Origin of the sequence: Nocardioides endophyticus (assembly GCF_039543845.1) — a bacterium.
Classification (GTDB): domain Bacteria; phylum Actinomycetota; class Actinomycetes; order Propionibacteriales; family Nocardioidaceae; genus Nocardioides; species Nocardioides endophyticus.
On record NZ_BAABKN010000009.1, the window covers coordinates 227,386 to 241,925 of the forward strand.

General features: G+C 69.8%; 12 protein-coding genes. 8 read left to right on the forward strand and 4 right to left on the reverse strand.

The window, feature by feature from the left end:
• Nucleotides 1-23 precede the first annotated feature (23 nt).
• Nucleotides 24-1,595: a phytoene desaturase family protein gene (locus tag ABEA33_RS07095; RefSeq protein WP_345526024.1), complete on the reverse strand. Its 1,572-nt coding sequence runs from the start codon at nucleotides 1,593-1,595 to the stop codon at nucleotides 24-26.
• Nucleotides 1,596-1,776: 181 nt separating this feature from the next.
• On the opposite strand from ABEA33_RS07095, the gene ABEA33_RS07100 reads away from it, so the two are divergent.
• Nucleotides 1,777-3,759 carry an ATP-binding protein gene (locus tag ABEA33_RS07100; RefSeq protein WP_345526025.1) on the forward strand — a complete coding sequence of 661 codons (1,983 nt, stop codon included), beginning with the start codon at nucleotides 1,777-1,779 and terminating at the stop codon, nucleotides 3,757-3,759.
• Here the strand turns inward: ABEA33_RS07100 and ABEA33_RS07105 are convergent.
• Genes ABEA33_RS07105 through ABEA33_RS07115 form a run of 3 tightly spaced genes read right to left on the reverse strand, consistent with a single transcriptional unit; the run spans nucleotide 3,733 to nucleotide 7,644 of the window.
• Nucleotides 3,733-4,608: a bifunctional helix-turn-helix transcriptional regulator/GNAT family N-acetyltransferase gene (locus ABEA33_RS07105; protein WP_345526026.1), complete on the reverse strand. Its 876-nt coding sequence runs from the start codon at nucleotides 4,606-4,608 to the stop codon at nucleotides 3,733-3,735. The genes ABEA33_RS07100 and ABEA33_RS07105 overlap by 27 nt on opposite strands.
• A gap of 25 nt (nucleotides 4,609-4,633) precedes the next feature.
• The gene (gene pntB / locus ABEA33_RS07110; RefSeq protein WP_345526027.1) at nucleotides 4,634-6,103 is read right to left on the reverse strand and encodes a Re/Si-specific NAD(P)(+) transhydrogenase subunit beta; all 1,470 of its coding nucleotides are present in this window, start codon (nucleotides 6,101-6,103) and stop codon (nucleotides 4,634-4,636) included.
• A gap of 5 nt (nucleotides 6,104-6,108) precedes the next feature.
• Nucleotides 6,109-7,644, reverse strand: a complete 1,536-nt coding sequence (locus tag ABEA33_RS07115) for a Re/Si-specific NAD(P)(+) transhydrogenase subunit alpha (protein WP_345526028.1) — start codon at nucleotides 7,642-7,644, stop codon at nucleotides 6,109-6,111.
• Nucleotides 7,645-8,134: 490 nt separating this feature from the next.
• Between ABEA33_RS07115 and ABEA33_RS07120 the strand changes: the two genes are divergently transcribed.
• From ABEA33_RS07120 to ABEA33_RS07150, 7 genes are all read left to right on the forward strand, one after another.
• Nucleotides 8,135-8,713 (forward strand): TetR/AcrR family transcriptional regulator, encoded by a 579-nt coding sequence (locus ABEA33_RS07120; RefSeq protein WP_345526029.1) that lies wholly within the window; start codon nucleotides 8,135-8,137, stop codon nucleotides 8,711-8,713.
• Nucleotides 8,713-9,939 (forward strand): cytochrome P450, encoded by a 1,227-nt coding sequence (locus ABEA33_RS07125; protein ID WP_345526030.1) that lies wholly within the window; start codon nucleotides 8,713-8,715, stop codon nucleotides 9,937-9,939. Before ABEA33_RS07120 ends, ABEA33_RS07125 begins: the two co-directional genes overlap by 1 nt.
• Nucleotides 9,939-10,715, forward strand: coding sequence for an SDR family oxidoreductase (locus ABEA33_RS07130; RefSeq protein WP_345526031.1), 777 nt, complete (start codon nucleotides 9,939-9,941; stop codon nucleotides 10,713-10,715). The genes ABEA33_RS07125 and ABEA33_RS07130 overlap by 1 nt, the downstream gene beginning before the upstream one ends.
• Nucleotides 10,712-12,043 (forward strand): cytochrome P450, encoded by a 1,332-nt coding sequence (locus tag ABEA33_RS07135; RefSeq protein ID WP_345526032.1) that lies wholly within the window; start codon nucleotides 10,712-10,714, stop codon nucleotides 12,041-12,043. The genes ABEA33_RS07130 and ABEA33_RS07135 overlap by 4 nt, the downstream gene beginning before the upstream one ends.
• A 79-nt stretch (nucleotides 12,044-12,122) precedes the next feature.
• Complete coding sequence (locus ABEA33_RS07140; RefSeq protein WP_345526033.1) at nucleotides 12,123-12,329, forward strand: ferredoxin; 207 nt, start codon at nucleotides 12,123-12,125, stop codon at nucleotides 12,327-12,329.
• On the forward strand, nucleotides 12,326-12,952 hold the full coding sequence (locus ABEA33_RS07145) for a nuclear transport factor 2-like protein (RefSeq protein WP_345526034.1): 627 nt from the start codon (nucleotides 12,326-12,328) through the stop codon (nucleotides 12,950-12,952). The genes ABEA33_RS07140 and ABEA33_RS07145 overlap by 4 nt, the downstream gene beginning before the upstream one ends.
• Nucleotides 12,949-14,409 (forward strand): aldehyde dehydrogenase, encoded by a 1,461-nt coding sequence (locus tag ABEA33_RS07150; protein WP_345526035.1) that lies wholly within the window; start codon nucleotides 12,949-12,951, stop codon nucleotides 14,407-14,409. The genes ABEA33_RS07145 and ABEA33_RS07150 overlap by 4 nt, the downstream gene beginning before the upstream one ends.
• The last annotated feature ends 131 nt before the right edge of the window (nucleotides 14,410-14,540 follow it).

Here is a 14,540-nt window from a genome sequence, read left to right on the forward strand (position 1 = left end):
TGACGTCCTGTGAGGGTGAGACGTCAGATCGAGGCGAGCACGGCCTGCGCCGCGCTGTGTCCGCCGAGGCCCGAGACGGCGCCACCGCGCCGCGATCCGGAGCCGCAGACGAGGATCGAGGCGAGGTCGGTCTGGACGCCCCACTGCTGGGCGGGCGTCTCCAGGCGGGCGCGGTTGGGCGCCCACGGCCACTCCAGGTCACCGTGGAAGATGTGTCCGCCGGGCATGGCGAGGTCGCGCTCGATGTCCTGTGGGATCTTGGCCTCGAGGCAGGGCCGGCCGTCGGTGTCGGTGGCCAGGCAGGACTCGATCGGGTCGACCAGGTGCAGGTTGAGGGACTCGAGCGCCCGGCCCACGGCGAGCCGCTTGGCACCCTCCGGGTCACGGTCGAAGAGGGCCGAGGGGGTGTGCACCCCGAAGTAGGTCAGGGTGTGGGTGCCGGGCCGGTCCTCGCCGAGAATCGAGGGGTCGGTGAGCGAGTGGCAGTAGATCTCGCCGGGCAGCACTCGTGGCACCCGGCCGGCCGCCGCGTCGTCGTACGCCTCCTCCAGTTGGGTGTAGTCCTCGGCCAGGTGGAGGGTGCCGGCGAAGGCGACCTCGGGGTCGACCCCGGACCTCAGTCGAGGCAGCCGGTCGAGCAGCATGTTGATCTTCAGCTGGGAGCCAGCCGGCTTCGTGTTCGGGTCCTCGGGCCCGCCGAGCAGGATGCGCAGCACCCACGGTGCGACGTTGGCGAGCACGTGCCGGGTGCTGACCCGGTGAGTGCCGGACCCGTCGTCCCAGACGACCTCGGCCGAGTCGTCGGAGGCATGGATGCGGCTGACCCCGGCGCCGGTCAGGATCTCGGCACCGGCCGAGGTGGCCGCGCGGGCGAGCGCGTCGGTGACCGCGCCCATGCCGCCGACCGGGACCCGCCACTCGCCGGTCCCGTTGCCGATCAGGTGGTAGAGGAAGCACCGGTTCTGCAGCAGCGACGGGTCGTGCATCGACGCGAACGTGCCGATCAGCGCATCGGTCGCCACCACGCCCCGCACGGTGTCGTCGGAGAAGCGTGCCTCGATCGCCGCACCGAGCGGGCTGGCGACGAGGTCGCGCCACACGTCGGGGTCCACCTGGTCCCGGATCTCGCGCTCGAGAGGGAGCGGCTGGAGCAGGGTCGGGGCGACCACCTCGGCGAGCCCCGCGACGTCACCGTAGAAGCGCCGCCAGGCGGCGTACTCGTCAGCGCCTCCGGTGAGTTCGCGGAACGACTGCTCGGTGCCCGGCCCCTCCGGGCGCTCCACCAGGAGACCGCCGGGCCGGCCGGCGCGGATCGTCGGCGTGTACGACGCCAGCGAGCGCGACGAGAGCTGCAGGTCGAGGTCCAGGTCGGCCATCAGTTGCTCCGGCAGCAGCGAGACCAGGTAGGAGTAGCGCGAGAGTCGGGCCGGGTGGCCCGAGAACGCGTGGGCGGAGACGGCCGCGCCGCCGGTGTGGGACAGCCGCTCGAGGACCAGCACCGACAACCCCGCGCGGGCGAGATAGGCGGCGGCGACGAGGCCGTTGTGGCCGCCACCCACCACGACGACGTCATACGAACTGTGTTGCGAAGCCATCCGATCAACCTAGGCCACTCCCGTCCGGATCCGACGGCTGCGGAGGCGAACCGGCAAGTCGCGTGCCAGACTGCTCGGCGCGCGAGAGGATGAGGAGACCGTGTCGAGGTCGAGCGGACGACTCGGGAGGTGGGGAGTGGCACCGAAGTCGTCGCTGTGGCCTGCTCTCGGACTCCTCGCCATGACCACGGTCTTCGGACTGCTCGCGCTGTACGGCGCGCCGGAGGGCGGCGACGCGATCGGGATCTGGCCGGCGGCGCTCGCGTCGGCCACGCTGCTCGTATCGCGGCGGCCACCCACCGCCGTCGTGCTCGCGCTGGTGTTCGTCATCGCCTTCGGCACGATCTGGAGCGCCCGCCCTGCCGATGTGTCGGTCGGGCTCGCCCTCGGCCTCTCTGCGGAGACCTGGGTGGTGTGGTGGATCCTCACGGGCGGTGTCCGTGAGCGACCGCTGCTCTACTCGAACCTCGATCTGGCGCGCTACATCGGCTCGGCCACGATCGGGGCCTTCGTCGTCGCCGCCGCCGCAATCATCACGAGCTTCGCGACCGGGTGGGGCGACCCCTGGCTCCTGGGACTCGCCGTCGGTACGTCGAGCCTCGCGTCGCAGCTGTCGGTCACGCCGTTCTTCTGCAGGATGCGGCCCCACCGCGGCCTCGCGCCCACGATCGAGCGAGTGGCTCAGTGGGCGCTGATCCTGACCGTCACGCCCGTCGTCTTCCTGCTCGACGACTTCCCCGCCATGGTCTTCATGATCATGCCGGTGCTCGCCTGGGGAGCCCTTCGCAGCGGCGCCTACGAGTCGATCGCCCAGCTCTTCGTGACCCTCGGGTTCGCGATCGGGCTGACGACCCGCGGGCAGGGTCCGTTCGCGCACGTCGGCGAGCGCTACGGGCTTCCCGTGGACATGCAGGGCATCCTGCTCGCCGTCTTCATCATCGGCTGCGCGCTCGTGGTGGTGCCGTTCGTGCTCAGCGTCGGCGAGCAGATCGAGAACGCCCGTCAGGTCGCCGCGGAGCGCGACCGGGTGCAGAGCATCGTCAACGGCTCGATGGGTGTCGCCATCATCGGCACCGACGAGCTCGGCCGGATCACGCTCTTCAACCCGGGTGCTGAGCGGCTGCTGGGCTACGCGGCAGCCGAGGTGCAGGGCCAGCAGACCCGGATGTTCCTGCACAGTGCCAAGGGTGTGGCCGAGAAGGCCGCCGAGCTCGGGGTCGCCAACGACTTCACGACGGTGGCCGCGGCGCTGATCGGACGGGGCCCGAGTGACATGAAGTTCCTGCGCAAGGACGGCCAGGAGCGCAGCCACTCCATGTCGCTCAACCGCATCGTCGACGACCGCGGCGAGGTCATCGGCTACGTCAGCACCTCCGAGGACATCACCGAGCGGGTCGAGGCCGAGGGGCGGCTGGTCGAGGCGCTCGAGACCGAGCGCCAGGCGGTCGAACGGCTGCGGGAGGTCGACCGGGTCAAGGACGCGTTCGTGTCCAGCGTCAGCCACGAGCTGCGGACCCCGATCACCAGCATCCTCGGCTACACCGAGATGCTCGAGGACGGCGCCTACGGCCAGCTCGGGGAGGAGCAGCTCGACGCCGTACGCCGAGTGGGGACCAACAGCTCGCGGCTCCTCTCTCTCATCGACGACCTGCTGACGCTCTCGCGGATCCAGGACGGCGGGCTCGGGATGGTCGCCCGCGTGGTCGACCTGCGCAAGGTCATCGCGGCCGCCTGCGCGGTCGTCGCCCCGTCGCTCGAGCGCCGGGACCTGGAGCTGGACATCCAGGTACCCGACGAGCCGACCCCGTTCCTCGGGGACCGCGACATGCTCGAGCGGGTGGTGATCAACCTGGTCGGCAACGCCGTGAAGTTCACGCCGGAGGGCGGCCACGTCAGCGTCCGGCTCGTGGTCGGGCCGGAGCACGTCGTGATCGAGGTGGCTGACACCGGCATCGGCATCCCGCGACAGGAGCAGGAGCAGCTCTTCACCAGGTTCTTCCGCTCGTCGCTCGCCCAGGAGCACGCGATCCCCGGTAGCGGTCTGGGGCTCTCCATCGCCCACGCGATCGTCGAGCAGCACGGTGGCTCGATGGCGGTGGAGTCCGAGCCGGGCGCGGGGACGACCTTCCGGGTGCTGCTACCCGTCCTGGCTCCCGCCGTCTGACAGGTCCTTCGCGAACCACGCCTCGGCGTACGGGTTGTCGTTGTAGCGCTCGACCGTGAGGTAGCCGGCGCGGCCGTACATCGCGATCGCCTCGGTGAGGGCTCCGTTGGTGTCGAGGACGACTCGCTGGTGGCCGAGCCGTGCGGCGAGGCGCTCGAGCTCGCGCAGCATCCGCGAGCCGAGCCCGGCACCCCGCCAGTCCTCGTGCACCCACATCCGCTTGATCTCCCCGGTCTCGGGGGAGAGCGCCCGCACCCCGCCGTACGCCACCGCACGGCCGTCGCTGGTCGCCAGCAGGAAGGTGCCGGCGTGGTCGGGCTCGCCCGGGTCGAAGCCGTGGGGGAACCGACGCTGCAGCTCGGCGAAGTAGCGACCAGCCGCATCGACGGCGGCCGGATCGGCGGGCTCGACCTCGCGCAGCTGGATCGTGGCGGCGCGCACCAGCAGGTCCGCGGTGGCGAGGGCGGCGACCAGGCGCTCGCGCTGCCGCCCGGTGAGCGGTGCCACCAGCTGCTGGGCCAGCGCCTCGGACCGGTCGTCGAGCTCACGCCAGGCCTGGAGCCCGGGACCGGTCAGCGTCGCCACCCGCCGACGCCGGTCCGTGGGGTCGGGGGAGACGTCGACCAACCCTTCCTCGGCCAGCCGGCGCAGCAGCCGGGTCAGGTATCCCGAGTCGAGGGTCAGCCGGTCACGCAGGTCGCGTACGCCGGCGCCCTCCGGTCCGATCTCGAAGAGCAGGCGAGATACCCCGAGTGGTCGCCCGGTGCCGAGGAAGGACTCGTCGAGCGCGCCGATCCGCTGGGTGTAGGTGCGGTTGAACCGTCGCAGGGTCTCGGTGTCGTCTGACATTCCTCTGACTTTAGTCAGAGGAATGTCAGACGGGAAGGCTCCGGACGATCTCCTCGACGCGGTCCTTGGCGTCGCCGAAGAGCATGTGCGAGTTCTCCTTGAAGAACAGCGGGTTCTGGACGCCGGCGTACCCGGTGGCCATCGAGCGTTTGAAGACGATGACGTCCCGCGCCTTCCAGACCTCGAGGACGGGCATGCCGGCGATGGGGCTGCCGGGCTCGTCGAGCGCGGCCGGGTTGACGGTGTCGTTGGCGCCGATGACCAGGACGACGTCGGTGTCGGCCAGGTCGTCGTTGATCTCGTCCATCTCGAGCACGATGTCGTAGGGCACCTTGGCCTCCGCGAGGAGCACGTTCATGTGCCCGGGAAGGCGGCCGGCGACCGGGTGGATGCCGAAGCGGACGGTGATCCCGCGGGCGCGGAGCTTGGCGGTGAGCTCGGCGACGGGGTACTGGGCCTGGGCGACGGCCATGCCGTAGCCGGGGGTGATCACCACCGTCGAGGCGCCTGCCAGGAGCTCGGCGGTGGCGTCGGCCTGGATCTCGCGGTGTTCGCCGTAGTCGCGCTCCTCGCCGGAGACGGCGCCGTCGGAGCCGAACCCGCCGGCGATCACCGAGACGAACGAGCGGTTCATCGCCTTGCACATGATGTAGCTCAGGATCGCACCCGAGGAGCCGACCAGGGAGCCGGTGATGATCAGCAGGTCGTTGTCGAGCAGGAAGCCGGCTGCGGCCGCGGCCCAGCCGGAGTAGCTGTTCAGCATCGAGACCACGACCGGCATGTCGCCGCCGCCGATCGCGGCGACCAGGTGGAAGCCGAGGAAGAGCGCCAGCGCGAGCATCGCGAGCAACGGGACGAGCGCGGCGTGGTCGTCGGCCCAGCCGTCGTACGACATGAACCAGAAGAGGAGCGCCAGCGAGGCCACCAGGACGAGCAGGTTCAGCAGGTGCCGCTGCGGCAGCACCAGCGGCGAGGACTTCATCCGGCCGCTGAGCTTGAGGTTGGCGACGATCGAGCCGGTGAAGGTCACCGCTCCGATGAAGACGCCGATGAAGACCTCGATGTCGTGGATGGTCGCCTCGGAGCCCGTGTGGGGGGCGTGCGGGTCGAGGAAGGAGTTGATGCCGACGAGCACCGCTGCCAGGCCGACGAAGCTGTGCAGGATCGCGACCAGCTCGGGCATGCCGGTCATCTCGACGGTGCGCGCCCGCCAGGCGCCGATCGCACCGCCGGCACTCATCGCCAGCACGATGATCAGCAGGGTGACGCCGACGCCGTTGAGGGTGTCGTCGTAGTCGAGCTCGGCGTTCTGCGCCGCCTTCAGCACGGTCGCCACCAGGGCGAGAGCCATGCCGGTCATGCCGGCGACGTTGCCGGTCTTCGCGGTCTCGTGCTTGGACAGGCCGGCCAGCGCTGCGATGAAGAGCACGCCGCCCACGATGTAGAGGCCCTGGATCAGGCCGTCGAGGTGTTCCCAGGTAAGAAAGTCGGACATGTCGCTCAGTCCTTCCGGAACATCTCGAGCATCCGGAGGGTCACCAGGAACCCACCGAAGATGTTGATGGACGCGACGAGTACGGCGAGGGTGGCCATGATCGCGATGGCGGGGTTGGTCGAGCCGACCTGCAGGATGCCGCCGACCAGGATGATCCCGGAGATCGCGTTGGTCTCACTCATCAGCGGCGTGTGCAGTGCGTGCGCGACATTGGAGATCACGTAGTAGCCGACGAAGACCGCCAGCGTGAAGACGGTGAAGTGGCCCAGGAAGTCGGCAGGGGAGTAGGTCGCTGCCAGGACGAACAGGACCGCGACGAGCCCGCCGGCGAACACCTTCCGCCGTGGGTCCGGCGGTGGCTTGGGTGCGACGGGTATGGGCAGGGCCGCCGGTGCTGCCGGGGCCGCGGAGACCTGCACGGGTGGCGGCGGCCACAGGGTCGAGCCGTCGTGGGCGACCGTGATACCGCGGACGATGACGTCGTCGAGGTCGAGTGCCAGCACGCCGTCCTTCTCGGGCGTCATCAGCTTGAGCAGGTTGACGATGTTGGTGCCGTAGAGCTGCGAGGTCTGGGCGGCCAGACGACCAGCCAGATCGGTGTAGCCGATGATGGTCACGCCGTTGTCGGTGACGACGACCTCGTCGGTCCGCGTGAGCTCGGTGTTGCCGCCGTTGGCGGCCGCCATGTCGACGATCACCGAGCCGGTGCGCATCCCGGCGATGGTCTCGGCGGTCACGAGCTTCGGGGCCGGGCGCCCCGGGATCAGGGCGGTGGTGACGACGATGTCGGCGCCACGCGCCTCCTCGTCGTACATCGCCGCCGTCGCGGCGACCTGCTCGGCGGTCATCTCCTTGGCGTAGCCGTCGGAGGAAGCAGCTGCCTCCATGGCCGGGTCATTGACTGTGACGAACTCCGCACCCATCGACTCGACCTGCTCGGCCACCTCCGGGCGTACGTCGAACGCCCGGACGATCGCGCCCATGCTGCCGGCGGCACCCAGTGCGGCCAGTCCGGCGACGCCGGCGCCGACGACGAAGACCTTCGCCGGCGGCACCTTGCCCGCGGCGGTCACCTGGCCGGTGAACTGGCGGCCGAAGGCGTGCGCGCCCTCGATCACGGCGCGGTAGCCGGCGACGTTGGCCATCGAGCTCAGCACGTCCATCGACTGGGCGCGGGAGATCCGCGGCACCGCGTCCATCGCCAGCGCCGTGACCCCCGCGGCCGCCAACGCCTCGACCAGCTCCGGGCTGCGCGCCGGAGCCATCATCGAGATGACCACCGTGCCGGGCCGCAGGCGGGCGATCTCCTCGGGTGTCGGGGCGTTGACCTTCACCACGATGTCGCTCGACCACACGTCATCCGCGCCCCCGACCGAGACGTCGGCCGCCGTGAACGCTTCGTCCGGCTGGGCGGAGGCGACGCCGGCGCCGGACTCGACGACCACGTCGTACCCGAGCTTCTGCAGCTGGACCGCCGTCGTGCTGGTCGCCGCGACCAACGTCTCGCCGGGCCGTGACTCGCGGGGGATTCCGATGCGCACAGGTGCTCCTTGCTCGTAACGGTGCTGGACGAAGAGTGTCAGGCGGAGCCGGTTCCCGCAGTCCGTAACCGGCCGATGAGATGGACGACCTTGCTCCGGGTCGCCCGCCCGGGTGCCGCTCGTGAACGTCGATGTTCGACCACCTCGACGCGTCGAGCCGCTCGGGCTGGGAGAGTCCAGGAGCTGGATCGGGTTGTAGACGATTGTCTGGACAGCGGTCCAGGATGTCGGGCGGGCCGACGCCTTCCAGCTCGCCGAGGTGGCGGTCCGTGCCGGCTCGAGCGGTCCGGCGTCCGCGCCGACGATGTCGACGACCTCGTGCTGGGCTGAGAGCTTCCAGGGCGGGGGCGTCATCGGCCGCGACGTCGCCGTACGACTCGGCCAGGACTCGGTCCCCCATGGTGGTCGAGATCGTCTGACCGGAGATCCGGGAGCGCCGGATTGGTCCAGATGCTTGCGTGGTGGGCGCCCAGTAGGACACGCTAGACACATGTCCAGCCAAGTGTCTGCCCAGCCCCGTCAAGGCCTCAACGCCCGGCAGGCCGAGACGGTCGAGCGACTCCTCGTCGCCGGCCTCGAGGAACTGCGCGCGGTCGGCCACGAGGCGTTGACCGTCCGCACGGTCGCGACCAGGGCCGGGGTCTCGCCAGCGACGGCGTACACCTATCTGGCTTCGAAGAACCACCTCTTCGCCGAGCTGTTCCTGCGGTTCCTCGCGGAGGACGCCGACCGCGAGCCGGCGGGCGCGGGCCCGACCGAGCGGCTGCAGTCGGTGACCCGGCACCTCACCACCCGGCTGGCGGGTGCACCGGAGCTGGCGGCCGCCGTCACGCCCGCACTCCTCGGCACCGACCCGGACGTCGCGAGGCTGCGGCTGCGCATCGGAGGCGAGTTCGTGAACCGCTTCCGAGCCGCGCTCGGAGAGGGCGCGAACCCCGACGTCGTCGAGACGGTGACGCTCGCGTTCTCCGGCGCGCTCCTCCAGGGCGGCATGGGACTGATGACCTACACCGAGATGGGCGACCGGCTGGACGCGGTCGTCGCCGTGATCATGAAGGGCAACGACTGATGAACGCTCAGGTGGACGCGGGCCCGATCGTCTTCGACCCCTATGACTACGCGTTCCAGGAGGACCCTTATCCCGTCTACCGGCGCTGCCGTGACGAGGACCCGCTGCACCACAACTCGGAGCACGACTTCTGGGTGCTGACCCGACACGCCGACGTCCAGCACGCCGTACGCACCGAGGGCGTCTACTCCAACGCGATGGGCGTCTCGATCGACAGGAGTGCGTGGGGTCCCGACGCCCACAAGGTGATGTCCTTCCTCGGCATGGACCCGCCGCGCCAGAAGCGCCTGAGGTCACTGGTCTCGAAGGGCTTCACGCCTCGCCGGGTCACCGAGCTCGCGCCGCGGATCGCGCAGCTCACCGACCATTACCTGACGCAGTGCCTGGAGATGGGCAGCTTCGACTGGATCACCGACTTCGCCGGCCGTCTCCCGATGGACGTCATCTCCGAGATGATGGGCGTGCCGGAGGCCGACCGGGTAGAGGTGCGGCGCCTCGCCGACCTGGTCGTGCACCGAGAGCCCGGTGTCGACGACGTGCCGCGCGCCGGCATGGAGGCGAGCCTCGACCTCGTCGTCTACTACGCCGACATGGTCGAGCAGCGCAAGAAGCGGCCGACCGACGACCTGACCAGCGCACTGCTGGCCGCGGAGATCGACGGTGACGAGCTGACGGACGAGGAGATCATCGCGTTCCTCTTCCTGATGGTGGTGGCGGGCAACGAGACCACGACGAAGCTGCTCGGGCACGCCCTCTTCCACCTGACCCGGCACCCCGAGCAGTACGACAAGGTCTTCGCCGACCCGGCGCAGCCGGACGATCTGGTCGTGCCGTGGATCGAGGAGACGCTCCGCTACGACACGTCCAGCCAGATGCTCGCCCGGCACCTGCTGCAGGACGTCGAGCTGCACGGCAAGGTCGCGCCGGCGGGCTCGAAGCTGGTCATCGTGATCGGCTCGGCGAACCGCGACGACCGGGTCTTCTCCGACCCCGACCGCTTCGACATCTTCCGGGACAAGGACGAGGTCGCCCAGCTGCTCAGCTTCGGAGGCGGCCGGCACTTCTGCCTGGGCGCCAACCTGGCTCGGCTCGAGGCACAGATCGCGCTGCGCGAGGTCGTACGCCGGGTCGCCCGCGTCGACGTCGACCACGACGCCTGCCGGCGAGTGCACTCGATCAACGTCCGTGGCTTCGCGTCGATGCCGGTCACGATGGGGATGCGCTGATGGGCAAGTACGCACATCCCGACCGACGGCCCGCCGTCGTCACCGGCGCCTCGTCGGGCATCGGCGCGGCAACGGCGCTCGCCCTGTCGGCGAGCGGCTACCCAGTGGCGCTGGGCGCTCGTCGTACCGACAAGTGCGAGGAGGTCGCGACCGCTATCCGCGACGACGGCGGCGAGGCCAGCGTGCACGCCCTCGACGTCACCGACGACGAGTCGGTGACCGCCTTCGCCAAGGCCGTCGCGTCCGACCTGGGCGACATCGAGATCGTGATCAGCAACGCCGGCGCGGTGGCACCGGGCACCGTCCACGAGGTCGAGACTGACCGGTTCGCCCGCGAGATCGACCTCAATCTGGTCGGCGCGCAGCGTCTCGTGCGGGCCTTCGTGCCCGGCATGGTCGAGCGTCGGCGCGGCGACTTCGTCTTCGTCTCCAGCGACGTGGCCGTGCGGGCCCGCCCGTTCATGTCGTCGTACGCCGCAGGCAAGTGGGGCCTCGAGGGCATGGCGAACGCCGTCCAGATGGAGCTCGAGGGCACCGGCGTGCGCGCCTCGATCGTGCGCCCCGGCCCGACGTGGAGTGAGATGGGCACCGACTGGGACGTCGACCAGGCGGCGTTCGTGCTCAACCAGTGGGTGCGCTTCGGCCTCGCCCGTCATCCGCACTTCCTCAAGCCCGCCGCCCTCGCCGACGCGATCACCACCGTCGTCCGTGCTCCTCGCGGCGTGCACCTCAACCTGATCGAAGTCTCACCCGAAGCCCCTGTAGAGGACCGATGAGCAACATCCAGGAGGTCTCGTACGTCGTCGCGGACGACGGCTACGGCCACCTCGCCGAGATGCGGGTCGACCCGATCGGCCTCTTCGAGCGGGTGCGCGCCGAGTGCGGCGACATCGGCCGCTTCAAGCTCGCCGACAAGGACGTCGTGCTCGTGTCGGGCGCGGAGGCCAACGAGCAGTTCTTCCGGGCCCCCGACTCGACGCTGGACCAGGCCGCGGCGTACCCCTTCATGACCCCGATCTTCGGCAAGGGTGTCGTCTTCGACGCCTCGCCGGAGGAACGCCAGCAGATGCTCAAGAACCAGGCGCTGCGCGGCGACATGATGCGCGGCCACGCCGCGACCATCGAGGTCGAGATCAACCGGATGGTCGCCGACTGGGGCGACGAGGGGGAGATCGACCTGCTGGACTGGTTCGCCGAGCTGACGATCTACACGACCTCGGCTTGCCTGATCGGCAAGCCGTTCCGCGAGGAGCTCGACTCGTCCTTCGCGCACTACTACCACGAGCTCGAGCGCGGCACCGACGCTCTGGCGTACGTCGATCCCTACATGGAGATCGAGTCCTTCCGGCTCCGCGACGCCGCGCGCGAGAAGCTGGTCGAGCTGGTGCAGGGGATCATCGACAAGCGGGTCGTTCGGGGGAAGGTGCCGCGCGAGGACCGCGACCTGCTCGACGTACTGATCTCGATCGACATGTCCGCCGACTACATCACCGGCATCTTCATCTCGATGATGTTCGCCGGCCACCACACCTCATCGGGTACGGCGTCCTGGGCGCTGATCGAGCTGATGCGCAACCCCGGTGTCATGAAGGACGTCGTGGCTGAGCTCGACCACCTGTACGCCGACGGCTCCGAGGTGTCCTTCCAGGCCCTGCGTTCGATCCCGCAGCTCGAGGCGGCGCTCAAGGAGACCCTGCGCCTGCACCCGCCGCTGATCATCCTGATGCGCGTCGTCGCCGAGGAGATCGAGCTGGCCGGGCACCTGATCGCCCCCGGCACCGTCGTCGCCGCGTCGCCGCGGGTGTCGAACCGGATCGCCGAGGACTTCCCGGAGCCGGAGCGGTTCGACCCGTCGCGCTACCTCGACGAGCGCCAGGAGGACCTGCAGAACCGCTGGACCTGGATCCCGTTCGGGGCCGGCAAGCACCGCTGCGTCGGCAACGCGTTCGCGATGATGCAGATGAAGGCGATCTTCTCGGTCATCCTGCGCGACTACGAGTTCGAGATGGCGCAGCCTGCCGACTCCTACCGCGACGACACCTCCAAGATGGTGATCCAGCTCGAGCAGCCGTGCCGCGTGAAGTACCGGCGGAGGCAGAAGTGAGCGCGGGGCTCTCGACGACGCTTGCTGGCGCTCGCTGCTCGACCCACGGCACCACAGCCCCAGTCCGGGGAAGAGCCCGATGAGCTTCCGTGTCGTGGCCGACCTGGGTCTCTGCCAGGGCCACCAGATGTGCACCGGCGAGGCGCCCGGCGTCTTCGACTTCGACAACGACACCGACCAGGTCGTCGTACTCCAGGAGCACCCCGACGATTCCCTGCGCCCGCAGGTCGAGTCGGCCGTCACGTACTGCCCAGCCATGGCGCTGGCCATCGAGGAGGAACAGTGAGTCTGACCCGCGCTGAGATCGAGGAGTTCTGGGAGACCTGGCTCGACATCAACCGGCAGGTCGAGGCCACCGGCGACTGGCGGCCGATGGCCGAGTGGTACGCCGAGGACGCGACGTACGGCTGGATGTACAGCCCCGACGAGCACTTCATGGCAGTCGGCCGCGACCAGATCCGGGACTGGGCGATCGGCATCGAGATGGACGGCCTCGACGGCTGGCACTACGACTACCAGTGCACGATGATCGACGACGCCAAGAGCATGGCTGTCGGCTTCTGGAAGCAGAGGTCCGGCATCCTCGACGAGGCCGGTCAGGAGTACGAGATCCTCGGCATCGGCGGCAGCTGGTTCGGCTTCGAGCGCCAGGTCGGTGGGGCGGACGACGGGCTGATCAAGATCGCCTGGCAGCGCGACTGGTTCGACATGCCGTCGACCGCCCACACGTTCATGGCGATCGTCGAGGCCGGCAAGGCCCCCGACACGCTGCTCAAGCGGATGTCGGTCGGCGGGCTCAAGGTCCCCGGGCACTACCGCTACCAGGACATCCCGTCCTCGGTGTGGCCGCCGCCGGTCGAGGCCGGCGAGCACATCACCCAGCAGAAGGCTCCGGAGGCCACGGCATGAGCGCGTTTCCTCCCGCACCTCAGCAGCTGATCGACGGCAAGCTCGTCGGATCGGCCGACGGTACGACGTACCCGATCCTCAATCCCGCCACGGGTCTGGAGATCGGGCAGGCACCAGACGGGAGCGCAGCGGACGTCGAGGGGGCGATCGCTGCCGCCCGTCGGGCCTTCGACGAGACCGACTGGTCGACCAACGCGGACTTCCGGGTCCGGTGCCTTCGTCAGCTACACCAGGCGCTGCTCGACAACGCCGAGGCGTTCCGCGACCTGACGACCGCCGAGGTCGGCATGCCCGGCTTCATGATGGGCGCCGCCGGCTTCGACGTGCCGGTCGAGGGGCTCAAGTGGGTGACCGACATGTTGGAGTCCTACGAGTTCGAGAGCGACCTCGGCGTCGCGAAGCCGATGGGGATCAAGAGCCGCCGCACCGTACGCCGTGAGGCGGTCGGCGTCGTCGCCGCCATCACGCCCTGGAACGTGCCGACCCAGATCAACCTCGCCAAAGTCGGTCCGGCGCTCGCAGCCGGCTGCACGGTCGTCCTCAAGCCCGCGCCGGACACCCCGTGGGTGGCCTGCGAGCTGGGGCGACTGGTGGCGGAGCACACCGACATCCCAGCCGGTGTCTTCAACCTGGTCACCCCGCTCTCCAACGAGGTCGCGGCCGTGCTGTCGACCGACCCCCGCGTCGACATGGTGTCCTTTACCGGCTCTACGGCGACCGGCCGGGCGATCATGGCGGCCGCTGCTCCGACGCTGAAGAAGGTGTTCCTCGAGCTCGGCGGCAAGTCTGCCGCGATCGCGCTCGACGACGCCGACGTCTCCGCGGTCGCGGGCGCCACGGCGTTCACGGCGTGCATCCACGCGGGTCAGGGCTGCGCGATCACGACGCGGCTCGTCGTACCTCGCGAGAAGTACGACGAGGCCGTGCGGGTCGCCGCGGCCACGATGGAGTCCATCGGGGCCAAGGACCCGGCTGACCCGGGTGCGATCTGCGGCCCGGTCATCTCGGCGGTCCAGCGCGACCGGGTGGAGGCCTACCTGAAGCTCGCGGTCGAGGAGGGTGGGACGTTCGCGACCGGCGGGCACGTGATCGACCAGGACGGTTTCTGGATCGAGCCGACGGTCATCGCGGGGCTCGACAACTCCTCGCGCCTGGCGCAGGAGGAGATCTTCGGCCCGGTGCTCGTCGTCATCCCGCACGACGGCGACGACGACGCCGTACGCATCGCCAACGACTCGGCGTACGGCCTCTCCGGGTCGGTCGACTCCGGCGACATCGAGCGGGCGAAGGCCGTGGCCGCGCGCATCCGCACCGGGACGATCGCCGTCAACGGCGGGGTGTGGTTCAGCCCGGATGCGCCGTTCGGTGGCTACAAGCAGTCCGGCATCGGCCGGGAGATGGGCGTCGCCGGCTTCGAGGAGTACCTCGAGACGAAGACGCTGGCCTTCCCGGCGTGAGCCTGCGAACGCCCGAAACCCAGTGAGCGAAGAGGAGACAGCAAGTGAGCAGGTTCGAGAACAAGGTCGTCGTCGTGACCGGCGCGGCACAGGGCATCGGTGAGGCGTACGCCAAGGCGCTCGGCGTCGAG